Origin of the sequence: Carboxylicivirga litoralis (assembly GCF_025499605.1) — a bacterium.
Classification (GTDB): domain Bacteria; phylum Bacteroidota; class Bacteroidia; order Bacteroidales; family Marinilabiliaceae; genus Carboxylicivirga; species Carboxylicivirga litoralis.
On record NZ_JAFMVC010000029.1, the window covers coordinates 1 to 24,306 of the forward strand.

17 protein-coding genes are annotated in these 24,306 nt (G+C 39.6%); 11 read left to right on the forward strand and 6 right to left on the reverse strand.

Features of this window, described 5'->3' with window-relative positions:
• Window positions 1-206 precede the first annotated feature (206 nt).
• From J1N10_RS18050 to J1N10_RS18065, 4 genes are read right to left on the reverse strand one after another with little or no spacing between them, the layout of a single operon-like run.
• A complete protein-coding gene (locus J1N10_RS18050) occupies window positions 207-1,265 on the reverse strand; it encodes a glycosyltransferase (RefSeq protein WP_262328135.1) in 1,059 nt (352 codons plus the stop codon).
• Complete coding sequence (locus J1N10_RS18055) at window positions 1,265-2,038, reverse strand: glycosyltransferase family 2 protein (RefSeq protein ID WP_262328136.1); 774 nt, start codon at window positions 2,036-2,038, stop codon at window positions 1,265-1,267. Before J1N10_RS18055 ends, J1N10_RS18050 begins: the two co-directional genes overlap by 1 nt.
• A gap of 12 nt (window positions 2,039-2,050) precedes the next feature.
• Window positions 2,051-2,809 carry a DUF2807 domain-containing protein gene (locus J1N10_RS18060; protein ID WP_262328137.1) on the reverse strand — a complete coding sequence of 253 codons (759 nt, stop codon included), beginning with the start codon at window positions 2,807-2,809 and terminating at the stop codon, window positions 2,051-2,053.
• Window positions 2,809-3,801 carry an acyloxyacyl hydrolase gene (locus tag J1N10_RS18065; protein ID WP_262328138.1) on the reverse strand — a complete coding sequence of 331 codons (993 nt, stop codon included), beginning with the start codon at window positions 3,799-3,801 and terminating at the stop codon, window positions 2,809-2,811. Before J1N10_RS18065 ends, J1N10_RS18060 begins: the two co-directional genes overlap by 1 nt.
• Before the next feature lie 333 nt (window positions 3,802-4,134).
• Between J1N10_RS18065 and J1N10_RS18070 the strand changes: the two genes are divergently transcribed.
• The 8 genes from J1N10_RS18070 (at window position 4,135) to J1N10_RS18105 (ending at window position 15,143) form a co-directional block, all read left to right on the forward strand.
• Window positions 4,135-5,775: a capsule assembly Wzi family protein gene (locus J1N10_RS18070; RefSeq protein WP_262328139.1), complete on the forward strand. Its 1,641-nt coding sequence runs from the start codon at window positions 4,135-4,137 to the stop codon at window positions 5,773-5,775.
• A 136-nt stretch (window positions 5,776-5,911) separates the two neighbouring features.
• Window positions 5,912-7,309 (forward strand): sugar transferase, encoded by a 1,398-nt coding sequence (locus J1N10_RS18075; RefSeq protein WP_262328140.1) that lies wholly within the window; start codon window positions 5,912-5,914, stop codon window positions 7,307-7,309.
• A 10-nt stretch (window positions 7,310-7,319) separates the two neighbouring features.
• Window positions 7,320-8,123 (forward strand): DUF4296 domain-containing protein, encoded by an 804-nt coding sequence (locus J1N10_RS18080; RefSeq protein ID WP_262328141.1) that lies wholly within the window; start codon window positions 7,320-7,322, stop codon window positions 8,121-8,123.
• The gene (locus tag J1N10_RS18085; protein WP_262328142.1) at window positions 8,123-8,623 is read left to right on the forward strand and encodes a hypothetical protein; all 501 of its coding nucleotides are present in this window, start codon (window positions 8,123-8,125) and stop codon (window positions 8,621-8,623) included. Before J1N10_RS18080 ends, J1N10_RS18085 begins: the two co-directional genes overlap by 1 nt.
• A complete protein-coding gene (cysQ, locus tag J1N10_RS18090) occupies window positions 8,620-9,450 on the forward strand; it encodes a 3'(2'),5'-bisphosphate nucleotidase CysQ (protein WP_262328143.1) in 831 nt (276 codons plus the stop codon). The genes J1N10_RS18085 and cysQ overlap by 4 nt, the downstream gene beginning before the upstream one ends.
• Window positions 9,451-9,604: 154 nt before the next feature.
• The gene (locus J1N10_RS18095; RefSeq protein WP_262328144.1) at window positions 9,605-10,780 is read left to right on the forward strand and encodes a phosphoglycerate kinase; all 1,176 of its coding nucleotides are present in this window, start codon (window positions 9,605-9,607) and stop codon (window positions 10,778-10,780) included.
• Window positions 10,781-10,919: 139 nt separating this feature from the next.
• Window positions 10,920-12,146 carry a 3-deoxy-D-manno-octulosonic acid transferase gene (locus J1N10_RS18100; RefSeq protein WP_262328145.1) on the forward strand — a complete coding sequence of 409 codons (1,227 nt, stop codon included), beginning with the start codon at window positions 10,920-10,922 and terminating at the stop codon, window positions 12,144-12,146.
• Between the two features lie 441 nt (window positions 12,147-12,587).
• Window positions 12,588-15,143, forward strand: a complete 2,556-nt coding sequence (locus tag J1N10_RS18105) for an adenosylcobalamin-dependent ribonucleoside-diphosphate reductase (protein WP_262328146.1) — start codon at window positions 12,588-12,590, stop codon at window positions 15,141-15,143.
• A 160-nt stretch (window positions 15,144-15,303) separates the two neighbouring features.
• Here the strand turns inward: J1N10_RS18105 and porX are convergent, their stop codons facing one another.
• Both porX and porW read right to left on the reverse strand, forming a co-directional pair.
• Window positions 15,304-16,863: a T9SS response regulator signal transducer PorX gene (porX, locus tag J1N10_RS18110; protein WP_262328147.1), complete on the reverse strand. Its 1,560-nt coding sequence runs from the start codon at window positions 16,861-16,863 to the stop codon at window positions 15,304-15,306.
• Window positions 16,864-16,927: 64 nt separating this feature from the next.
• Complete coding sequence (porW, locus tag J1N10_RS18115; RefSeq protein ID WP_262328148.1) at window positions 16,928-20,362, reverse strand: type IX secretion system periplasmic lipoprotein PorW/SprE; 3,435 nt, start codon at window positions 20,360-20,362, stop codon at window positions 16,928-16,930.
• A 241-nt stretch (window positions 20,363-20,603) separates the two neighbouring features.
• On the opposite strand from porW, the gene J1N10_RS18120 reads away from it, so the two are divergent.
• The 3 genes from J1N10_RS18120 to J1N10_RS18130 all read left to right on the forward strand — a co-directional run bounded on the left by J1N10_RS18120 (window position 20,604) and on the right by J1N10_RS18130 (window position 23,585).
• Entirely contained in the window at window positions 20,604-21,953 is a 1,350-nt protein-coding gene (locus J1N10_RS18120) for a sigma-54-dependent transcriptional regulator (protein ID WP_262328149.1), read from the forward strand.
• An 86-nt stretch (window positions 21,954-22,039) separates the two neighbouring features.
• Window positions 22,040-22,549, forward strand: a complete 510-nt coding sequence (locus J1N10_RS18125) for a hypothetical protein (RefSeq protein ID WP_262328150.1) — start codon at window positions 22,040-22,042, stop codon at window positions 22,547-22,549.
• A 64-nt stretch (window positions 22,550-22,613) separates the two neighbouring features.
• Complete coding sequence (locus J1N10_RS18130; RefSeq protein WP_262328151.1) at window positions 22,614-23,585, forward strand: transglutaminase domain-containing protein; 972 nt, start codon at window positions 22,614-22,616, stop codon at window positions 23,583-23,585.
• Window positions 23,586-24,306: the final 721 nt, after the last annotated feature.

Consider the following 24,306-nt stretch of genomic DNA (forward strand, 5'->3'; position numbering starts at 1 on the left):
CTTGATTTTCTTTGCTTCCTTTCTTTTATCAAGAAAAGAAAAGGAAGTCAGGGTTTTAGGGATGAAATCCCTTTTGATTGAATATTAAGTTCCAAACCTTGAGTCGCATCAGTTATCAAAATAGCGCACAATGACAGTTTTGTGGACTGTAAATAAGATAGTTTGGTTTTTATTTTCAAGTTGGTACGGTTGAAATTAAAGGTTGTTTATTTAAAAATATCATTAAATAATGCACAAATATTCTTTTCAAATACATCAAAGGCAAAGTTCTGTCGTAGTAATTGATATGCTTCTTTACCAACCTGATGAATTGTATTTTTGTTGTGGATTAATTCAGTTATTTTACCGGTGATGGCTGTTATTTCCCTGTCGATAAGAAAACCAGTTTTGCCATCCTCAATCAGCTCTTTAATGCCGCCAGTATCCGTTGAAAGGACAGGGATGCCCAATGTTACGGCTTCTAATATACTGTTGGAAATGCCTTCGCGTTCAGATAGAAGTACAAATAAATCAGCATCCTTCATTAAGTCAGTAGGCTGCTGAACGAAACCGAGAAAATGAATCACTTGCTCCAGTTTTAGTGCTTTAACTTGCTCTTCAAATGCCTTTTTATTGCGTCCTTCTCCAATGATGCGAACTTCCAATTGTTTTTTTATTGATTCATCGAGTTGAGCTATCGCTTCAATCAACAGACCATAACCCTTTTGTTTGGTGATGCGTCCGCTACTGACTATTATGAATTTTTCATGGTTTTGCCTTACAGGTAATTCACTCTTGGTGTTAAAACCAGGGATACCATTGTAAATAACATGAATGGGATGCTCTTTAAATAGCGGATATTGTTTTAGCTCTTTTTTAAGATAATGAGCATTAACAATCAGGCCGTCATTTAGTGTCTTGTAGTTGAGTTGGTGCCAGAAAGGAATGTTCATTTTACGACTGACGCCCAATCGTATCAGGTGTTTGCACCCGCCTTGTTGAGCGATAATGCCACATAGAAAGTATTCCTTTTTCTTAGTGCTGACAATTAAATCGATTTGATGCTTCTTGATAAACTGTTTGAGCTTCCGAAAAGTGACCAGGTCAAAGTAAGAGCGAAACGGTAAGGTGATAGCTCTATTGTGCCGGCCAAATTTGTTCAGTAAAGCCTCTGATTTACCAATAAAGAAAATTTGATGTTTTTTAGAGAGTGCCTGCATGGCCATGGATGTCCATTTTTCATTACCACCCCAGGCTTTGGCCGAGCATACAAAGAGAATGTTCATTATAGCTGTTTTAAACCGTTAGAACATACTTTTTTATTGGTTGCCAATGCTTCATCGTAAAGTTGCTTGAGCATTTTATAGTTGGTGCGCAAGCCTTCTTCGCCATGATGCAGATGATAGGCAATGGCATAAAACTTCAGGTTGTATGCTTTAATGCCATTGTTAACCAGACGTACAGCAAATTCTTTGTCGTTAGGTCCCTTACTGGTCATGTTTTCGTCATAACCATTCGCTTTGAAGGCATCATCGCGCCAATAGGCCATGTTGCAACCCCGTACCCCTTTTACTGTTTTGTGGTTATATAATAGTTGCTGATGCAAAATGGCGATGGTTTTATTTCGAAAGCTGTTGATACCATCGAATTTTACAGTTTGGCAGAAATGATTCGTCTGCGCTTTGTTAATATTCACCCTTCTGCCAATTACAAATCGATTCTTACGGGCAAAACTTATATGGTCTTTGATGAAATCTTTATCACAAATGATATCACCATCTATTTGGATGATATACGAGAAAGATGTCTTTTTAATGGCCTGATTTCTGATGGTATTAATCCGATAGCCTTTGTCTTCTTGCCAAACGTGTATAAGTGGGCATGGGAAGTTGTTTTGAAACTTTTCAACAATTGCTTTTGTCTCATCACCAGAGCCATCATCGGCCACAATTACTTCATTGGGTAATAACGATTGGCTGGCGATGCTTTGCAAGCATAAACTCAATGCTTCAGGCCAGTTATAAGTGGTTAAAAATAAGCTTACTTGGGGCTTCTTCATGGGTTGAATGTGTTAGTCGATCTTGATGAGTTGACCGCTGCATTTAAGATAGGGCACTTTGATATATTCGTGCTGGATAACAGGATTTCCTTTGTAAAAAGTGTCGCCAGAGGAATAGGTTTTAACAGTTAAATTATCTGATGGATAAACTTTACAGCTTCCAATCGATCTATGCTTTACAATTGTTTTGTCACATACTAAGTCTAATGCATCAATATTCACACTTCCCTCCAAAGTGAAATACGAGCTAATCGTATTTCCCGAAAAGTAAAAGTTGCCAATATTATTATTGCCATAAATGTTAATTGTAAGTTTTTTGCAGTTAATGTCAAGTTCAATTTCTGAAAACTTAGCCCGTCCGTTTATTGTCATTATAAAGTTATCCGTATGGATAGTTTCAGGAGCAATTAATTCGAAAGCCATATTAGCTTTTATTCCTTTTAAATATTTGGCTGAAATGTCTAATTCTATCAGCTTACTTTTCTGGATATAGAACTTTTTACTATGCTTAATGGTTAGCATTTCATTGTCTGTTACCAATTCAAGACCATCCACTAGCCTACAGTTCCCTTTTATAAGTATTTCATCACTTTCATTGTTATGAAGCGCAATGCGTACAGGAGCGTCAATCACAATATTCTGAATGGTTCCGGTAGTTTGAGAGGATTGAATAATCTCACCTTCATCTGTTAAATTATCAATGTATTCACAGGATGTAAGAGCCAGAATCAATACTATAGAAAGCGATATGTATTTGAATAAGGGGTTCATTAAGCTTTGTCTTTTGTTTTATATTTGATGCGATAACCCAATCCAAATTCCAGGAACTCGGAACGGAAGAAACTAGCTTTGACACTAAAATTAGCAATTAAATTTTTAGTCAGATAGTGTCTGATTCCCATTCGCGGATAAATAGGTTGTGGTGGTTTGATATTGGTGTGCAGGTAAGCGCCAATGTTGACAAATAAAGTTGTTTTGCCCAGGAAAACATTATACGAGGTAAAAAGCCCGTTAAACAAATAATGACGGGTTGAGAAATTGACCTCTTCATCAGACTCTTCGTAGGCTTCCCAGCTATAGGGGGCTGTTTCGGAGTAAAATTGGTCGAAACCAACCCCAATGGCACGTTTCTTACTAAGGTGCCATAAATGGCTAATGCTCAAACTGCCATTCCAATACAAGGATTCATTATAAGGCGTACTTTGGCTTCTTCCAACACTTCCAACAATAATGATGTCGCGCTCATTGCTTTTAGGTGCTTCAATTTTTTCGAGAATTGGCGTAGGATTTTCGTTAAAATGATATTTAGCACCTATGCTGGCAGTTAAAGTATTAATGCCATGGTTGGGTTTTCGTGCAGCCCCGTTTGAAAGGTGGGTAAGCGAAAGACTGCTGGCTAACGAAAAGTGCTTGCTTAAGCGATAATCCATTAATAGAGCCAATCCTATATAAGCATTCAGGTGTGAACTAAAAACCGTGTTGTAAGTGTTTGTTTCAATGTCGAAAGGTTTAGTGGCATAGCCAATGCCCATTGACACTTTATTCTGAATGGATAATTTTTTACTTCTATGGATATTGTAGTTGATATAAGGGAAAAGAGCTAACCCGGAACCATAGATGTCCCGATTGCCAAACGTACCATAATAAAAGCCAATGCCAATCTCAGGGTAATTAAAATAACTTTCCCAGCTCTCCTTTGAGAATAGTGAGCGACCATAGCTTATTTCAAAACCACCAGAGAAATCCTCGATAAAATACATCATGTTGGCATGGTGGGGCACCACTAATCCTCCATGAAATCGCGCTGTAAGATACGTGTGCTTTGGGTTTGTTTTGTCCAATTGGGTAGAAACCTGTGCGCAAATTAGACGGGGAGCTAGTAAGGTTAATAGTATGAAAAATAGTAGGTTTCTCAATGATTAATATATTTAAAATTTGTGCTGCGAATATAATAAAAAAGATAGGCTTAGAGTGAGTTGTTGTGTGTTCTGTAACAGAATAATTATTAATAACGACAGATAAAGGGCGCCCATTTAAATGTGTATCTTTGGCAGCGAAAACGAATCTTATATACCCAAACAGAATTGACTTCAAAGATGAAAATAAGAAAGCCCATAACTACATTGTTTATTGGATTACTGTTCTTTTTTAGTGAGCTTCCTGCTCAGGAGAAGACATTTGAATACGATGCTTCCTTACTCCTGATAAGCTCATCAAATGATATTCGCCCCATGTGGTTAGTTTCCAACCAATGGGGAAAGTTTGACCAATTTGGTTCTTCAGAAGGTCTTGTTGAACTGGGAGCGCAATACAGTTTGGTGCAGACTAAAACATTTAATTTGACGGCGGGACTTAGAGGCTTGGTTAATTTTGATTACTCCGAAAGTGCATTGCAGGAAGCTTTTGTAAAAGGAAACTTTTGGTTTGTGGATTTTACGATTGGCAAAGAACAGTTTTCGCCAATAATCATTAACGATGAGTTGAGCTCCGGTATGTTTCTGATGAATTCGAATGCTCGACCGGTACCACGTATTACAGTTGGTATATTTGATTATCTGCCACTTGGTTTTACCAAAAACTGGGTAGAAGTAAAAGGTGGTATGTCTCAAGGATGGTTGAATGATGATCGTATTGAGAAAAGTAATAGTGCCAATGATGTGTTACTGCATGAGAAGTTTGCTTACATGCGATTGGGCAATACAAAAATACAACCTTATGCCGGATTAGTGCACTCGGCTTTATTTGGAGGTACGCGACCCAATGGAACAGAAATTCCCATCGACTTTTGGGCGACTTTTACGGCCAGTGGCTCTGCCACACTTGGAGGTGGAGAAGAAACCAATGCGGCAGGAGCGCATATGGGAATGTGGGACTTCGGATTTACTTGGGAGAATGCCTTTGGTAATCTACAGTTCTATTGGCAAAAGCCTTTTGCAGATGGATCTGGTCTAAAAATATACAATGGGGATAATAAAGATTACATACTTGGTGTTTTAGCTCATCCCAAAGGATTAAACTGGTTAACGGGTTTGTCGGTCGAAGTATTTAAAACTGATTATCAATCAGGTTATGGTATTCCGGATCCACTTTATCCGGTCGATTACAATGGGCACAGTGCAGGTTCAATCATTTGGATGAGGGATATAGAAGATGATTTTGATGGGTTTATGCATGCGCTTTTCCCGGATACAGAAGGAACAACTGGCTGGACGGAAGAAGGAGTGATGCGCGAATTGGAGATCCGATTGAATGAAGGCCATCAATATGGCGGGCGTGATGATTATATGAATAATGGCTCGTATTACAATGGATGGGTTTATAACGGAATGAACATGGGAACAGCCCTTTATCATACGGCTGAAAAGGTTAGGAAATATGCTAATTCATGGGAAGAATATGGTCAGGTAAATTTCTATAACAACCGGGTGAATGGTTTTCATATTGGTGCCGAAGGGGTTATTCTTCCCCAACTGAGGTATCGTGTTAAATCGACTTATGCCATTAATAAAGGAACCTATGGTGAAGCATTCAGAGGTCGTTCTAGCTGGACGCGTACTGAAGAGTATTTTTTCACAGAGAGTAAAAAGCAGTTGTATTCCATGCTTGAATTGAGTTGGGATACGCCGTGGTTAGATGGTCTCCAATTGAGCGCTAAACTCGCCATTGATTCGGGGCAGCTTTACGATTCAACGGGAGGACAGTTAAGTGTGATTTACGCACCATCGATAAAGAAATAAGGGTAGGAATCATTTTTGTTGAGCTATTTGCTTATTTTTGTTGGTTGAATTAAGAGTAGATATCATGTATGAGGGATAAGATTCTTTGGGATTATCCTGTGTAGTACTTAAAATATAAAATAAACATACACACTGAATGCTAAAAGAAAAAGAAAGAGTTGTTTATAATTTTTTGGCAGTTTTTGATGCTTTAATTGCCTGGATAGCTTTAGATATTGCTTTCTATATATACTTCGGACAATACACATTCTTAAGCAATAAGGATTCAATCATTTTGCATCTTGTTGTACTTGGATTGTGGTTTTTTCTCTCTAAGGCTTTCAGAGCGAATGAAATATATCGTTCTCGCCCCTATTCAATTTTGCTATTCAATGTGATTGGTGCCACACTTATGGGGGTGGGTGTATTAGCTTTGGCTGTGTTTACTTTTAATCTTCATTATATTGGTATAACGCCTTTAATGTATTTTGGGGGAGTATGTGCATTTATGCTATTTAGTCTAAAAGTCATTTTTTTTACTTACATAAAAAGTGCTCGTCGCAGGGGCTATAATTCGCGAAACATTCTGATTGTTGGAGATGTGTCAGCTGTGACCTTTATTAATCAGGTGCTTAAGTATAAAGAATGGGGTTATCGTATAATCGGTGTTGTAGGAGATGAGGAATTGAAGGAACGAATGGGTGATGTGGTAACCATACTGCCTGAGGATACCGATGTAGGTAAAATTATAGAGAATAAGACCATTGATGAGGTCATCTATTGTCAGGAAAAGGCGCGAATGGAAGATATAATGACTTTATTAACCTCTTGTAATGAACTCGGGGTTGTTTTTCGTATGTCGTCACCATTCTTTAATATGCTGACGAATAAAACACATTTGCACTATTTTGATACAACACCTGTACTAACAATATCAAATACACCAATGGATTATTTGATGTTGAAAGTCAAAAGTGTAATAGATTTTCTGGTTTCATTCACTGCTATTACTATTTTTTCACCTGTTTTTATTGGCATTGCCATTGCGATCAAAATGACATCTAAAGGTCCCATCTTTTTCAAACAAAAGCGTGTTGGTATGCGCGGAAGAAAATTCTGGGTGTATAAATTCAGAACGATGGTGACCAATGCTGAGGAATTGAAGGCTGCTTTAATGGAGCAAAATGAAATGGATGGGCCGGCCTTTAAAATGGCGAGGGATCCAAGAATTACCGGCATAGGTAACTTCTTAAGAAAAACCAGCTTAGATGAATTGCCACAGTTTTTCAATGTGCTTCTGGGTGATATGTCAATAGTAGGACCTCGTCCTCCAGTGCCTGCAGAGGTTAGAGAATATGAACGCTGGCAATTACGTCGCTTGTCTATGAAGCCTGGGATTACCTGTATCTGGCAAATTTCACCAAATCGCAATGATGTGTCCTTCGAAGATTGGATGCGCATGGACTTGGAATACATTGACAATTGGTCATTGCGTTTGGATTTTGTACTTATCCTAAAGACCATACGCACCATGTTTAGGGCTGATGGAAAATAAATATGACGCTATGTATAGATATTTTAGTATTGTTATAGTATTAGTTGCCCTATTAAGTTGCTCTACTCGTCCTAGGGTGCCCAGAGGCATTGCCGGGGAAGAAAAAATGGCGGAGGTGTTAGCGGATATCTATCAGGTAGAAAGTGTGTTGGGGCAAACGCGTTTATCCTATAACTCGAGTAAGGAAGATAAAGTATCCGGATATTACAAATATGTGCTGGATGAGCATGAAATGACAAAAGCGGAGTTTGATACAGCCATGTCATGGTATTCGGCCAATCCGACTGTGCTTTCCGATGTATACGAGGAGGTGATAGAGATTTTGAGTCGTCGGGATGCCGAGTTAAAAAATAAAGTCAACAAAGAAAAAGATGAGCGTAAAACGTTAGCTAAGTTGCCGGGTAAAACTGAACTGTGGAAGGACTCAACCTCCTTTGAGTTGCCTTTCGATCCCAAAGATTCGCTTGACAATAGAATTCCATTTAATGTTGAAGTTGATTCTTTAAGCAATGGTATTCTTCGATTATATGCCGCCTATCAGTTTACGGAAGGTGGTTTTTTAGATAGTGCGCAAATGAAGATGATTGCCTGCTATGCTGATAGTACAATTGATACGGTTTACTATCAGATTCATAAGTCATTTAATAAAGTAAATGGTAATATTTCTCACAGAGTGGTTAAGAGTAAAGAGTTAATCAACGTGAGTGGATTCTTATTTGACCATGGTACGACTACTCAATCAAAAGTAAGTATTGATGGTGTGAAGATGACTTTTATCCCTACTGTGGGTGCTGAAGAAATAGAATTGCATTAATGCGAAAAATAAGTGCTCATTACTATCTGAAACCTGATGGAACACTGGGGAAACGGCCAATAATCGAATTGGATGAAGTTGGCACTATTATTCATATTCGTGAATTGGGTGATGCGTTTAAAGAAGAGCCGGGACTGGAATATTTTCCTGGAATTTTGATACCTGGCTTTGTGGCTTCAATTGAAAAATATGATTTGCAAGTGAAGACTCAGGCAAAAGTAAATGGGGTTCTTCGCATAAAAGAAGGTGAGGCAGTGCTTGACAAATGGAAGTATCGTTCTGCATGGGAGACAATTCAGGAAGATTTAAAGGCAGGTGAGAACAAGGTTTTATTGACCTGTATAATGAAGTATACCTTTGAAGCAGCGAAAATACTTAAAGAAAGCAAGTGGGGCGTTTTGGAAGAAGGAGCCAATCCTGGAATATTGATACTTCAGAATATTGATTTAAGAACCTTGTCATTGACAGATAAAGCCACTTTCAAAATAATTGAGAGATGATGAATGAATTGACTGCTTTAGCCATAGAGGCGGCTTTACAGGCTGGTAAAGAAATAATGGCCGTTTTCAATTTCGATGACTTTGGTGTACGCCTAAAAAGTGATGATTCGCCATTAACCGAGGCAGACCTGAAGAGTCATCAGATTATTGCATCGTTTTTAAAATCAACCGACATACCGGTTCTAAGTGAAGAAGGTGAGGAGCTGTCTTATGAGGAACGAAAGAATTGGTCAAAGCTATGGATTGTTGATCCATTGGATGGGACCAAAGAGTTTGTAAAGCGCAGCGGTGAATTTACCGTTAATATTGCTTTGGTTGAACACCAGAAACCGGTAATGGGCGTTGTTTTTGCACCCTATTTAGGTTGCTTATACTGGGGCGATGAAAATGGGGCTTTCAAAGCTAACTTAAAACCTGACTGGATAGAGTTGTCATCATCCTTAATTGACAGTTTAGAGGTGCAGAAGCTCCCTGTGAAAAGTCCTGAGGTGATGACGGCGGTGGCCAGTGTGAGTCATTTCTCAAAAGAAACAGAAGCTTATATAAATGCTTTAAAAGAAAAAGAGGGAGATGTCAAACTGGTGTCGCGTGGCAGTTCATTAAAGATGTGTCTGGTGGCAGAAGGTTCAGCACATATTTATCCGCGATTAGGGCCGACCATGGAATGGGATACGGCGGCTGGTCAGGCTGTGATTGAAGCAGCTGGAGGGCAATTAAACGATTGGAAGACGAAGGAGCCAATGTTATACAATAGAGAAGATTTGTTGAATGGCTGGTTTCTCGCAACAGGAAGAGCTTTAAATATTGAAGACTACTGGTTGGTATAAATATAAGCTTAGTTTTGTTTGACATCTTTTTAATTGAAGCAATTCTTCGTTAAAGAATTTTAAATTGCAATTCAAATACTGATTTTTATCACAATACCACTTATAATTTTTTATCTTTGCGGTTCATTGTTGAATTATAAAAATCACTACACAAATGGCTGCAATTGACAGTTTTAATTTCGCAGGAAAAAAGGCGATTATCCGAGTGGATTTTAACGTGCCTTTGAATGATAAATTCGAGATTACAGACGATACGCGTATTCGTGCTGCTGTACCTACAATCAAAAAGGTATTGGCCGATGGCGGAGCTGTAATTTTAATGTCTCACTTAGGTCGTCCAAAAGGCGAGGCTAAGCCCGAGTTCTCATTAAAGCACATCGTAGCTCACCTTTCTGCTACTTTAGGTGTTGATGTAAAATTTGCACCAGATTGTATTGGTGATGAGGTGAAGGCAATGGCTGCTGACCTTAAAGGTGGTGAAGTATTGTTGTTAGAAAATCTACGTTTCCACAATGAGGAAACAAAAGGTGACGAGGGATTTGCTAAGCAGTTGGCTGAATTAGCTGACGTTTATGTAAACGACGCTTTTGGTACAGCTCACCGTGCGCACGCTTCAACTACTATCATCGCTCAGTTCATGGACGAGAAGATGGCTGGTTACTTATTAGATAAAGAAATTAAGTTCTTAGGTGATACAGTTGAAAATGCTGAGAAGCCATTTGTTGCTATCGTAGGTGGTGCTAAGGTTTCTGGTAAATTAGAAGTGTTGAAATCGCTAATTACTAAGGTTGATACTATCTTGATTGGTGGTGGTATGGCTTATACTTTCTTGAAAGCTCAGGGTCACAATGTTGGTAATTCATTGGTTGAAGAAGACTTGGTTGAAACAGCCAAACAGATTTTAATCGATGCTGATAAAAACGGCGTTAACTTCATGTTGCCGGTTGATAACCTGGCGGCTGATAAATTTGCTGACGATGCAGACATCATGGAAGTAGGTTGTGATATTCCTGAAGGTCGCATGGCATTAGACGTTGGTCCTAAAACTACAGCTGCTTACGCTGCCGAGATTGCAGGTGCAAAAACAGTTGTTTGGAACGGTCCTATGGGATGTTTCGAAATGCCTAACTTCTCAAAGGGTACGTTTGGTGTTTGTCAGGCAGTAGCTGATTCTTCAGCGGTTTCTATTATTGGTGGTGGCGACTCTGTTGCTGCTGTTAATAAGAGTGGATTAGCTGACAAAATGAGCCACATCTCTACCGGTGGTGGTGCTTCTTTAGAGTTCTTAGAAGGAAAAGAACTTCCTGGAGTAAAAGCAATTCGCGGATAATTATCTGAAAATATGATATAAACAAAGCCTGTTGACGCAAGTTGACAGGCTTTGTTGTATGTAAGGTTCTACATCGAAAATCATAAATCATCCATCATAAATCAAACATCTTCTCCTATCTTTGCCAAAAAATAAATCAATGACATTACTTTATAACATCGGCATTGCTACTTATTCTTTAGCGATAAAAGCGGTTTCTCCTTTTAATAAAAAGGCTAAACTTTTGAATGTCGGGCGAAAGGAAACGGCTCAGCGATTAAAAGAATTACAGCTTGATGATAAAGTGGTTTGGATTCATGCGGCCAGTTTGGGAGAGTTTGAGCAAGGACGACCCATTATAGAAAAAATAAAAGAGCAGCATCCCGCATATAAAATAGTGTTGACTTTCTTTTCGCCCTCGGGCTATGAAGTGCGCAAGAATTTTGACTTGGCAGACCATGTGATGTACCTGCCAGCTGACACAAAACGAAATGCAAGGCAATTTCTAGATGCAATTAATCCCCAAAAGGTCTTCTTTATCAAGTATGAGTTTTGGTATCATTTCTTAAGGGAGCTGTCGAAGCGAAGCATACCGGTTTTTGGCGTGTCGATGATTTTCAGAAAAGAACAGACCTTCTTTAAGCCTTATGGTGCTTGGTTTAGAAAGATGTTATCTGCCTTTGATAAATTCTATGTACAGGATGAAGTATCAGGTGATTTACTGAAAGGAATAGGTTTCTCCAATTATTCAGTAGCAGGTGATACACGTTTTGATCGGGTTCGGGATATTGCACTGGAGTCAAAGGATTTTGATGTGGTTGAACGGTTTGTCGGTGATTTGAAGCAGGTAATTGTCGCAGGCAGTAGCTGGGCGCCTGATGAAGATATTCTGATTGACTATATTCAAAATGTGAATAAAGAGGTGAAGTTGATTATTGCGCCGCATGAAATTCATGATGAGCACATTCAACAAATCGAATCGAAGTTAAAAGTGTCTTATTTCAAATATACAGAGGCTGAAATTGCTCCATCTGATGCACGTGTTTTAATCATCAATACGATTGGTATGCTGTCTGCTATTTATAAGTATGGGCAAGTAGCTTATGTTGGCGGTGGTTTTGGTGTTGGTATCCACAATACTTTGGAAGCGGCTACTTATTCGATGCCGGTGTTTTTTGGGCCTAACTATAAAAAGTTTAAAGAAGCACGGGATTTAATCGAAGCAGGAGGCGGTTTCTCAATTAAAAGTAAAGAAGCGTTCATTAAACAAGTAGAAAGCTTTTGGAATGATGCTTCACTGTTGGATGCTTCATCAAAGAGCGCAGGTGAATATGTGAATCGGATGTGTGGGGCAACTGACCAAATTATGAATGAAGTTTTTGTTTAAGAGCTAACAGGCATACATGCAGAAAGTAAGCCGGCATATTTTCTAATGCCGGCTTTTTTATTTTTATCTTTTTGAAAAGCTGTTGATAAGATTCCATTTTTTGGATAAAACATTCAATTTCCAGAGATGTATTTCGGTATTGCATTATGCTTTAAACCGAAAATTGCAGCAATTACAAGGCTTTTAAAATTTCCAATAGTAAAATGATTTTTTTAATTTTTTGTTAGTAAAAAAACGTTTTGGATAACTTTAGTGGTATTTGCAAAATGCTAAAAAGAAGATAGTCAGAGATAAAGCCAAAAGTTTTGGACAACTTTTGGCTTTTGTTGATAACTAATGTTTGCGCAAAAGAAGCAGCGTTGCTAACTTTGAAAAACTGAAATGAGAGAATAAAAAATTACTAAATACCATTTTATCAACGTCTTAAATTTTTGTGAGCAAATGGCAGTTAAAGAAATCGACCTAAAAACTAAAAATGTGAGTAAAACGTATACCTATGATGAAGCTTTTGAAGCATCGCTTGAATATTTTCAGGGGGATGAGTTAGCCGCGCGCGTGTGGGTTAATAAATATGCTTTAAAAGATTCGGATGGTAATATCTATGAGTCTAACCCGGATGAAATGCACTGGCGTTTAGCTCGAGAAATCGCTCGTATTGAAGAGAAGTACCCAAACCCGATGACCGTTACCAAGTTGTATGATTTAATGAAAAATTTCAGGTATATCGTACCTCAGGGGGGACCAATGTCGGGAATTGGTAATAATAATCAAATCGCCTCTTTATCCAACTGTTTTGTAATTGGTGATGATGGACCATCAGACTCATATGGAGGTATTATGAAAGTTGACCAAGAGCAGGTGCAATTAATGAAGCGAAGAGGTGGAGTAGGTCACGATTTGTCGCATATTCGTCCTAAAGGTTCACCGGTTAAAAACTCGGCCCTGACATCAACAGGTATTGTTCCGTTTATGGAGCGTTTCAGTAACTCAACACGCGAAGTGGCGCAAGATGGTCGTCGTGGAGCTTTGATGTTAAGTGTATCAATCAAACACCCGGATTCAGAATCGTTCATCGATGCCAAAATGGAGCAAGGTAAAGTAACTGGTGCCAATGTATCGGTTAAGATTGACGACGAATTTATGCAGGCCGTGGTTGATGGTGAAAAATACACGCAGAGCTATCCGGTAGGTGCTAAAAAACCGACCTATACCAATGATATTGATGCAAGTGCACTTTGGTCGAAGATTGTTCACAATGCATGGAAATCGGCCGAGCCGGGTATCTTATTCTGGGATACGATTATTAAAGAGTCAGTGCCGGATTGTTATGCAGATTTAGGTTATCGCACCGTATCGACTAACCCATGTGGTGAGATTCCATTGTGTCCTTACGATAGCTGTCGATTGATTGCCTTGAACTTATATTCATATGTAGAAAACCCATTTACTGAGAAGGCGAAATTTAACTTTGATTTATTCCGTGAGCATGTTGGTTATGCACAGCGCATCATGGATGATATTATCGACCTTGAATTAGAGAAGATTGATGGTATTTTAAATAAGATTAAATCAGATCCTGAGAGTGCAACCGTTAAACGTGTAGAGCGTGAGTTATGGGAGAATATCCGCAAGAAGGCTGACGAAGGACGTCGTACAGGTGTTGGTATCACAGCTGAAGGTGATATGTTAGCTGCCTTGAATTTGCAATATGGTTCTGATGTGGCGGTTGAATTTTCCATTGAAGTGCATAAAAACTTAGCTCTAGCTGCTTATGGTTCGTCCGTTGAGTTGGCGAAAGACCGTGGTGCTTTCCCAATTTATGATGCTGCAAAGGAAGTGAGTAACCCATTCGTTAACCGTTTATTTGATGCTGATCCTCAATTGAAGGAGAAGATGACGAAACATGGTCGTCGTAATATTGCTGCATTAACCATTGCACCAACAGGAACAACCAGTCTGATGACGCAAACGACCTCAGGTATTGAGCCCGTTTTCTTACCAGTTTACAAGCGTCGTCGTAAGGTAAATCCTAATGATCCGGAAACGCGCGTTGACTTTGTGGATGAAGTTGGTGATAGCTGGGAAGAGTACACGGTATTCCACCACAAGTTTGTGACCTGGATGGAAGCCAATGGGTACGAGACAGCTAAAAACTATTCGCAGGAAGAATTGGATGAGTTGGTTGCTAAGTCGCCATATTATGGTGCTACATCAAACGATGTGGACTGGGTGAACAAAGTGCGCATGCAAGGTGGTGTTCAGAAATGGGTGGATCACTCCATTAGTGTGACCATTAATTTGCCAAACGATGTGAGTGAAGAGTTGGTAGGTCAACTATATGTTGAAGCCTGGAAGAGTGGATGTAAAGGAGTAACTGTTTATCGTGATGGTAGTCGTGCCGGAGTGTTGGTAGCCAACGATAAAAAAGACGAAGTAAAAGTATCTGGATTTCCTAAAAAACGTCCTGCTGAACTGGATGCTGATGTGGTGCGTTTTCAGAATAATAAAGAAAAGTGGATTGCCTTTGTTGGTTTGATTGATGGTAAACCTTACGAGATCTTTACCGGATTATCAGATGATGAGGATGGTATCTTGTTACCGAAATCTGTTCAGAGTGGTAAGATTATCAAAAGTCGTGATGAGGATGGTGTGTCGCGTTACGATTTTCAATTCACCAACAAGCGAGGCTATAAAACAACTATTGAAGGTCTTTCGCACAAGTTTGATAAAGAATTCTGGAACTATGCCAAGTTAATTTCTGGCGTACTGCGTCTTCAGATGCCAATCGAAGGTATTATTGATTTGGTGGCTGGGCTTCAGTTAGATAGTGAGTCGATAAACACCTGGAAGAATGGTGTGGAACGTGCCTTGAAAAAGTATGTGCCGGATGGTACAAAGGCTAAAAAGGGAAATTGCGAAAACTGTGGTTCTGACGAATTGATTTACCAGGAAGGTTGCTTGATTTGTAAGAGCTGTGGTTCATCAAAATGTGGTTAATATCTGCCCTATATTGTAACCGAAAAAGGAAAGAGGCGTTCGTTGAGCGTCTCTTTTTTTGTCTTCAAAGTTCGTTCATTGAGCGGAGCCGGGATGTTGTTCCCCCATCGCCTGCGGCACTTTCCCCAAGGGAAGATTGAGTTGTATAGTGTTTATGCCTTTAACTTTTCCGTCCCCTCAACGTCACACACGGAATAATCATCTCTTCCAGCGAAATACCTCCATGTTGGAAAGTGTCGCGGTAATAGCTGACGTAATGGTTGTAGTTATTGGGGTAGGCGAAAAAATCGTTGTTGCAGGCAAAAATATATGCCGTCGATACATTGTAGCGAGGTAAAGAAGCCTGACCTGGTTTAAGCACTTCATACACCTCCTTTGATTTATACGACAGGTTTTTGCCTTGTTTGTAGCGCAGGTTGGTATTGACATTGCGATCGCCAATAACCTTCACCGGGTTTTGCACGCGTGTGGTGCCGTGATCAGTTGTCAACACAACTTTTACGTTTTCTTCTTTCAATCGACGTAATAATTCTTTCAATGAAGAATGCTCAAACCACGATTGTGTTAAGGAGCGATAGGCGGCTTCGTCGCGTGCCAGTTCTTTAATCATCTTCATCTCGGTACGAGCATGCGACAGCATGTCTACAAAGTTGAAGACGATAGCATTTAAATCGTTATTGAGTAGCGTGTGAAGCTCATCTAGCAAGCTTTTACCGGCATCGCTATCCGAAATTTTACGATAAGCATAACTGTGCTTCAGGCGGAAACGTTCAAGCAGAGTGCTTAAAAGTTCGCCTTCGTATTTGTTCTTGCCTTCTTCGCTGTCATCATCCACCCAATATTGAGGAAACATCTCCTTGATTTGAGACGGCATCAGTCCTGAGAAAATCGCGTTTCGTGCATATTGTGTGGCTGTTGGCAGGATGCTGTAATAAGGACTGTCGTCTTCCACCAGGTATTCGGATGCAATGGCTTTCTTTAGTACTTCCCACTGGTCATAACGAAAATTGTCGATAACGATAAAAAAGACCTTTTCTCCCTGCTTTAAAAGCGGCAATACTTTTTCTTTCACCAGGTTGTTCGACATCAGGGGCGCTTCTTCCTGATTGTTCAGCCAGCTCAGGTAATTCTTCTTAACGAATTTGGTAAAGGTCTGCGTGGCTTCATTTTTTTGCATGCTCAGCACTTCATCCATGGCGCCATCACCTTGTTCCAGTTCTAGTTCCCAATAAATCAGTTTTTTGTAAACTTCAATCCAATCCTCGTGCGAGAATGAGTCGTTGATTTTTAAGGCGATTTGTCCAAATTGCGATTGATAGCCCGATGTGGTTGTTTTGGTTACTAAATCTTTTTTATCCAGATGTTTTTTAATGGATAATAATATCTGTCGTGGATTCACCGGCTTAATCAGGTAATCGGCAATCTGGTTGCCAATGGCCTGATCCATGATGTCTTCTTCTTCGCTTTTGGTAATCATGATAACTGGCACCTCTGAGCGCAATTCTTTTAGCTGCGAGAGGGTCTCCAGTCCGGTTATGCCCGGCATGTTTTCATCGAGGAATATCAGGTCGTAAAAGGTTGTTTTAACCAGTTCGAGTGCGTCGTAGCCATTGGTGGCTGTTTCTACCTCATAACCTTTTTCTTTCAGGAAAAGAATGTGAGCTTTCAGGTGTTCTATTTCATCGTCTACCCACAATATTTTAATTCCACTTTCACTCATAAGCTGTCTTCTTTTTTTTATGGCGGTATTGCTCATCAAAAACTACACCATACTAACAAAGCTACTAATAATTCGCTTTGAAGAAAGTATCATAAGCTTCAATGTCAACTGTTTCGTTCAGCTTTTTCAGGTTACTTTCGGAGATGGCCCAGATGTAATGCTCTTTACGAACGATGTCACGCGTTAGATAAGGATATTTCTCCATGCTCTTGATGTAAGCTTTGGCTTCATCGGCATTGGCAAAGCCATCAATCTGAACCATGCGATGTGTTGCACCCAGGTCGATCAACTGCACTTTTTTGTCAGTTCCGAAGTTGTTTCTCGTATGGGACGCAAAACTTTTTTGCAGTTTGTTATAATCAATCCGTGTTTTCTTTACGATGACTAAAACGCTGTGTTTTTCATCTGTCGTTTGTGCATAAATGGATGGTGTCTCAGGTTCTGCAGATACTGCTTCAGCTGCCTCTTCTGATTGTGTAGTGACAGGCGTTTCAGTTGTTACTTCCTTAGCTGGAGGAACAACTGCTGCGATTTCCTTTTCAACCTTATCGTTACTTTGTTTTTCAGCGGTCGTTTGTGATGTTGTATTTTCTTGTACCGATTTTTCTTCTGTTTGACTTTCAGCTGTCGGAATAGCTTCAGTAACTTCTTTGTCGGCAGGCGTGTCTTCCGGTTTTAATGTTTTAATATCTGCAGGCGCTTCCTCCTTAGCTTCTTCTTTGAGCATCACCTTTTCCAATTCCGTCTTATCGGCATGTTGCAGGTAGTATTTCTCAAAGAATTCAATATAGTCTTTTACTAATCCGGATAAATAAAACTTGCTGGTATTACTTGCTGACAGGCAGACAATGTTGTCGGTGATGCGTTCGAACCCAAAGAAGTGAGGATTCTCTCGTAAGCCGTAGAAGTAATCCATAACTTCAACACGGTTGGTAAAGCCTGAAACTGTTAGGGCAAGTGAGCCATCCAACAGGCGTTTTTCCTGAATTTCGAAATCGTGTAACAGGTAGCGAGAGAAGTTGTAATCGGCCACATTATATATGGCTCTGTTTATGTTCTCTTTGTCGATGCCCATTACAATAAGCTCGTATGGTTCGGCTTCAACATACACAAAGCCGGCATTTTGCTCCGGGGTGTCAATGCCATCTGCAGTCTGTTGCTGGCTTTGACCGGCAATGCTTGGAGTTGCGGCAAATAAAGTGCCCTGAACAGGCGCTTTCCCTTCGCTCAGGTGCTTGAGCAGTGCTTCGGCTAACTGAGCTTCTTCACTTTCTTTATCATTTTTGACAATGGTGTTCAAATCAGATTTAAATGTTTCAGTATCACCTTTTTTACCGTACGATAAAGCTCGTAATAAATAATATTTATTGGTGAGCTTGCTGTCCTCACTGGATTCTATAATGGCTATGTTACTGTTGGCAATCACCTCGTCGAATCGGCCAAACAGGAAGGCTTCATAGGTAGCTTCGTAGGCCTTCGACTCTTGTGCTTTTTTGTCCTGAATCTTTTGGATGAAGTCCGGGTCATTTAAATAGGCCACAAAACGATGATTAGGAAACTCTTGTTCGATGCGGTTTTTGGTGGCCAGCATGCCGGCATTGTCGCCATTTAATCGATAGGCATTGTAGAGTGCAATTAAGGCTTCATCGCGCGATTCAGCTTGAGGATAACGGCTTAGTAAATCTTCAAGTGCTTCAATGGATTTTGGATAGTTTTCCAGGCGATCCATAAATACCAGGCCTTGCTCTAGTAGCGCTTCTTCAATCTTTTCATCCGATGCCTTGCGTTGTTGTTCGGTCAAAGGAATATCGGCCAAAAGTTGCTCACGGGTTGGTACATTCACGTTTGCAGGAACTGTTGCATTTTGTTCTTGCTCGTTTTGTGCACCTTCTATTGATTCTGAGCCCTGTTCGGCAAATGGGTCGTCAGGTAGAGCAAATGGATCATCCGGCTCTTCTTGTTCGTCAGCTACTTTGCTTTTATCTTTTCTTCGCCAGTTATCTTCCAGTTTACGTTTACCCCAGCGTTTCTCAAACTCCATTTTACCCATTCCCATGGAGTTCTGGTTGTAAAAATACCATTTTCCACTTTGTCCAAAGGTGTTGTTAGAACCTGCATTTTGGTAGAAGAAGGCATCGCTCATGCTTTCTTCTTTCTGTAATTTTTCCAGTCGTTTTTGTTCTGCTTCTTTTTCGGCAATAATATCATCCAGATAGGCATACAGCACTGGTTCGCTCATATCTGCCAGTCGCTGAAGACTATCTTCGCGCTGAACAGTTAGTAAGTGATCGACCAAACCGCTTAAGCCATAATGACGCTCTTTAAGCTCGTCAATGTTTTCATAATCCTCATCGATGGAAACAAGAGCACTGTCATAATAAAAATAGGCGTTGGCATAATCCATGCGCGAATAGTAAATCTCGCCGGATTCGCGATACGATAAACCTTTCTGATTTTCGTTATTAATGCTGGCACTAACCGATTTTTTGAAGTTGCGTAAAGCTTCCTGCTCATCATTTTCCTGCAAGGCTACTTTACCAAAAGCGTAATAGATACGGTCGAGGTAATCTTTGTTCTTTTTATCTTTACGTAGTTTGTGTAGCTGCTTTTTTACTTCTTCGATATCGGCATTGGCATATACGATGGATGCCTGGTTTACTTTGGCATTAAAAGTCATCTCGTAATCAGTGCTTGCTTTGGCGACGAATGCAAAGGATTCAGCTGCTTGCTGTCGTTGGTTATCAAGTAAGTAAAGCTGACCAAGAATGTAGGAATAACGAAGTCGTTGGTGCTTGTTCTTTTCGTCGGTTAATGCATTTTTAAGATAAGGAATGGCATCAATGTATTTTTCCTGAACCATTAGCAAATTGGCATAGGTGGCCATGTAGTCGGAATAAAACTCTGCAGGCGCATTGCCACCCAAGTCATAGCTTTCCAGTGCAGCCATAGCGCCAATGTAATCGCCTTTATCGGTATAAGCGCGTGCCTGCCATATGAGTGCTTCATACATCGATTCGGAATTGGGGAAGTCGCGAACGACTTGTTGAAGCGTGCGTAGCGCTAATGATTGCTCGTGCTTGTATACCTGTGCCTTGCCAATTAATACGTAGGCATCATCTACCCAGACATTAAATTCTTTTTTGCTATAAAACTCAGCGGCATACGCATTGTTTTTTGAGCGCTTTTTAGGTTTTGCTGTAATGGAATGTTTCTTTATCAGCTTTTGGCCTTTTTCAATGGCGCGATCCATATCGCCTCCTGCAATGCTGGCCGCATCAGGATCGGATGCTTCAAAGACCGGTAAAATATTGGAGTAATCGTTTTGATAGCCTTCAATGATAGCTTTTTCCCCATTGTTAAAGGCTTCCCTGCCGTTGAAGTAAACATTGTAGTAGGCAGTCAGGTTATGGTAGTTGCGGCTTAACCAGGTGTTGCGTTTAGTGCTGCAGCCCCATAGCGCCACCAGGATAAGTATAATGCTAATCTTTTTAAGAATCATGAATTCTTCTCGACTTTAGGTATTTAAGATAAAAGACTTGAAACGTTACTTGCTTAAAGTCTTTATTTTCAAAAATAATAGCTTTTATTTAAGTATAAACGTTTTAAACTATTAAACTCGTATTTGACAAAAATATTTCATTAATCGTCAAAAATAGCCTTATAGAGCGAAAACAATTTTTAAATTTACAGAATGTGAAGCCCAGATGCACTTGTTTGGGAGATGAAGAACCGGATTGGCTATGAGAATTAACATTATTGAGGACGACAGGGTTTTTAACAAATTAATTGAGCATACCTTAAAGCTCAACCCTGATTATGAGGTGACCACTTATTTTAATGGTAAGGACTTTATCAAGAACCTGGGAGACAACCCGGATGTGGTGACGCTAGACCTTGGCTTGCCTGATTATACAGGAAATGAGATTCTCAAGAAAATAAAGAAGTTTAATCCGGAAATTGATGTGATTGTTATTTCTGGCCAGGATGATATCTCCACAGCTGTTCAGCTGTTGAAAGAAGGTGCTTATGATTACATCACAAAAGATGAAAACATTAAAGACCGCCTACTTCATGCCATCAACAATATTAAAACGCAAAAGTCTTTAAAAAATGAAATAACCCAATTAAAGACCGTTATTGGGAATAAATACGATTATAAAAATGCCATTATTGGCGACAGCCCAGCCATTAAAGCGGTGTATGCGCTGATTGATAAAGCGGTGAATGTGCCTAATATCAACGTGTCGGTTTATGGAGAAACAGGAACTGGTAAGGAATTAATAGCCAAAACAATCCACTATAATTCGCCGCGAAAAGATAAACCTTTTATTGCGGTGAATATGGGAGCTATTCCGCGCGAGCTGATTGAAAGCGAACTGTTTGGTCATGAAAAGGGGGCTTTTACAGGAGCCATTAATACAAAAAAAGGAAAGTTTGAAGAGGCCGATGGCGGAACGGTCTTCCTGGATGAGATTGGTGAGATGGATTTTAATCTGCAGGTGAAACTTCTCAGGGTATTGCAAGAGCGCGAGATTACACGAGTAGGGGGCAATGCGGTGATCAAGATCAATACCCGAATAATAACAGCTACTAATAAAGATTTGGCAGAAGAATCACGCAAAGGTAATTTCCGTGAGGATTTGTATTACCGTTTGCTGGGACTACCAATTCATCTGCCCGCATTGAAAGACCGTAATAAAGATGTGTTGTTATTGAGTAACTTCTTCCTTAAAACCTTCTGCAAAGAAAACGGCCTTAAGAAAATTGAACTGACCCCGCGTGCCAAAAAGAAACTACTGGGATATAACTTTCCGGGTAATGTACGTGAGTTAAAAGCGGTGGTCGAACTCGGTGCGGTGCTTACTAATAGCAATGTGATTGATGAGGAACATGTGGTGTATAGCTCCACCCAGGGCGAAATGGAAATGTTTGGCCGCGAAATGACATTAAAAGAATACACCGAATCCATCATTCGTCATTTTCTGAAGAAATATAATAACAATGTATTGAAGGTGGCAGCCAAACTGGATATTGGTAAGTCAACGATTTATAATTTATTGAAACGGGATAAAGAAGCGGAGTTGAATTAAAAATAATTTCTGCTGATTATCACTGATGAAATAGTTTATTCTTCTGCGTTTATCTGCGTCATCTGTGGGAACAAAAGAACCTAGCTATGAAAAAGTACATCCGAAATTACATTTTATTTGTAGCCACTATTGTATGGGCATTATCCATTGTGTTATATGCTATCTTGTTTAACTGGTTCGAAAAAGGTATAAATAACACTTTAGTGCAACTAGTTTGGCCAACGCTTACTATTGCTGTTGTTAGCTTAGTTCAGTGGTTGGTGTCCAAACCCATTGCTGAATATATGGATAGTCCCAATATGGAAGTTCCCGACTTCTCGGTGGTTAAGCATCATAAATTGCAACATAAAAAGGGCTTAAGTCTTGAAGGGTTGGCCAAGAGTTTACCTAAGCGCTTTGTTATATCGCACATTGATACAGAAAGTAATAAAATAAAGCTCTACGATAAAAATCTATGGCAGTGGGGTATTGGTTATATCATCGAAATGAGGCCGGAAGAAACTGTTATTTTCAGTTTCCCGTTTAGTAGTCACTCTATTGGAGCTGAGGGTGTACGTGAAAAAAGCGTTGCTCAATTGACAGCTTGCCTTTCATAGTAGGACAGATTATCTTGTAAGCTGAACTATTTGTTTCGGGTTATAAACCAATCATCCTTACATTATGAAAAAGCTCCAATTATTCGTATGCCTATTTTGTTTCACGAATTTTTTATCGGCCCAGATAAAGCAAAGTATCGAGGATAAAATTAAAACTTATCCGAATTCCTACGAGCATTACGAACCGTTGGCTGAGCAGATAAAAGCAGATTTCAAAACGGACGAAGACCGGGCTGCCGCCATCTTCACCTGGATAGCTTTAAATATTGAGTACGATGTAGAGTCGTATTATTCTAAACATCCTAAGAGTATTTCTTATTCCTATCGTTCAGAAGAAGAGCGTCGTCAAATTGAACGACGCATTCACGAGATGTTGGCCGAAACTACTATCCAGGAAGGAAGGGCCGTTTGTCAGGGCTATTCGGAGTTGTTTCGCGTTTTGTGTCTGGAATGTGGTATCGAGAGTGAGGTTATTTCTGGTCACTCTAAAACTATGCCTCAGGAGATTGGTCGCAAGCTTGCTTTTTCAGATCATGCCTGGAATGTCGTTAAACTCAATGACCAATGGTATCTTTTGGATGCTACCTGGGCGGCAGGTAGTGTGAATCATCGCTTTGGTGAGTTCGTGCCTAAGTTTAATCCCGTCTATTATAAAACCAATCCCGATTTATTTTTTTTAAATCATTACCCTGACGATACGCAATGGTTACTGACCAGGTATCGCGAGAGCCAGTTTGTAAATGCGCCTTTGGTGCATGCAGCATACCTCAGCAAAAAAATAGAGATAAAATCGCCCCGTAGAGGTGTGATAACCAAAGCAAGAGGTGGTGTAATAAATGTGGAAATTGTTACCGATGAGGAGCTGAATTCCTTTAGTTATAAATTCAATGATCAACGGTTTATAGAGGAGGTGAATGGCGTTCGTGTAGGCGATAAATGGGTGCTAACTATTCCGGTGGGCAATCGCAAAAGTGGTTACCTGGATATTGTTGCTGACTTTGAAACTTTGGTGACGTATAAGTTGCAGTTGAGATAAGGAATAGCTTTTTGTTTTTATAACTGCAGGTCTGCTAGAAGGATTAACAAGTTTGTTTTTCGACTTACATGTCTGCAGGAATGAAAAAATAATTCGTTTTTCAACTTTCAGGTTGGCGAGGACGATTAATAAATTATTTTGACGACTTTACCGACTGCCTGTTCGAAAATAGATTTGTTTTCGAACCTGATCGCTGAGAAAGTTCAAAAACAAATTTGTTAGGGAACTTGGATGATACGCAGGATGGAAAACAAAAAAGTAATGGTTTGAGTTACGTTTTTGTAATTATTGCAATTGGGATTCAATAATGTGTTTTAATCCTCTGGCTCCATTAGGATGTAGATTACCATTAATACGCCAAAAAGAGCCATCACTTGTATTTATTTCTAATACATTTTTAATGTATTTCTCAGATGCATGCCAACCTCTTTCATTTGAAGTTTGATTTGATATAGTTCTAATGGATTGTATGTCGGTAAACTTGATAGTTTTTTTAAAACTTAGGAGAGGTATTAAAGACCTCTGTTCGGTAATTACAGAATCTTGAGATATACTTATTTCTTCTATTTGATTAATTATAATAAAGAAAAGCCAAATGGTTATAAATAAAAGATTATAGGTTGTAGTTACATCAAAAAATATTGAAAAGGTATAATACAAAATTATCGATGTGATCGAAACTCCAATTATTCTACTAATCCAATGTTTAGGTTTTGAAAAA

Bases quoted from the DNA above. Each gene is read 5' to 3' on its own strand.
- J1N10_RS18050 (WP_262328135.1), bottom strand. From the start codon at position 1,265: ATGAACATTCTCTTTGTATGCTCGGCCAAAGCCTGGGGTGGTAATGAA.
- J1N10_RS18055 (WP_262328136.1), bottom strand. From the start codon at position 2,038: ATGAAGAAGCCCCAAGTAAGCTTATTTTTAACCACTTATAACTGGCCT.
- J1N10_RS18060 (WP_262328137.1), bottom strand. From the start codon at position 2,809: ATGAACCCCTTATTCAAATACATATCGCTTTCTATAGTATTGATTCTG.
- J1N10_RS18065 (WP_262328138.1), bottom strand. From the start codon at position 3,801: ATGATGTATTTTATCGAGGATTTCTCTGGTGGTTTTGAAATAAGCTAT.
- J1N10_RS18070 (WP_262328139.1), top strand. From the start codon at position 4,135: ATGAAAATAAGAAAGCCCATAACTACATTGTTTATTGGATTACTGTTC.
- J1N10_RS18075 (WP_262328140.1), top strand. From the start codon at position 5,912: ATGCTAAAAGAAAAAGAAAGAGTTGTTTATAATTTTTTGGCAGTTTTT.
- J1N10_RS18080 (WP_262328141.1), top strand. From the start codon at position 7,320: ATGTATAGATATTTTAGTATTGTTATAGTATTAGTTGCCCTATTAAGT.
- J1N10_RS18085 (WP_262328142.1), top strand. From the start codon at position 8,123: ATGCGAAAAATAAGTGCTCATTACTATCTGAAACCTGATGGAACACTG.
- cysQ (WP_262328143.1), top strand. From the start codon at position 8,620: ATGATGAATGAATTGACTGCTTTAGCCATAGAGGCGGCTTTACAGGCT.
- J1N10_RS18095 (WP_262328144.1), top strand. From the start codon at position 9,605: ATGGCTGCAATTGACAGTTTTAATTTCGCAGGAAAAAAGGCGATTATC.
- J1N10_RS18100 (WP_262328145.1), top strand. From the start codon at position 10,920: ATGACATTACTTTATAACATCGGCATTGCTACTTATTCTTTAGCGATA.
- J1N10_RS18105 (WP_262328146.1), top strand. From the start codon at position 12,588: ATGGCAGTTAAAGAAATCGACCTAAAAACTAAAAATGTGAGTAAAACG.
- porX (WP_262328147.1), bottom strand. From the start codon at position 16,863: ATGAGTGAAAGTGGAATTAAAATATTGTGGGTAGACGATGAAATAGAA.
- porW (WP_262328148.1), bottom strand. From the start codon at position 20,362: ATGATTCTTAAAAAGATTAGCATTATACTTATCCTGGTGGCGCTATGG.
- J1N10_RS18120 (WP_262328149.1), top strand. From the start codon at position 20,604: ATGAGAATTAACATTATTGAGGACGACAGGGTTTTTAACAAATTAATT.
- J1N10_RS18125 (WP_262328150.1), top strand. From the start codon at position 22,040: ATGAAAAAGTACATCCGAAATTACATTTTATTTGTAGCCACTATTGTA.
- J1N10_RS18130 (WP_262328151.1), top strand. From the start codon at position 22,614: ATGAAAAAGCTCCAATTATTCGTATGCCTATTTTGTTTCACGAATTTT.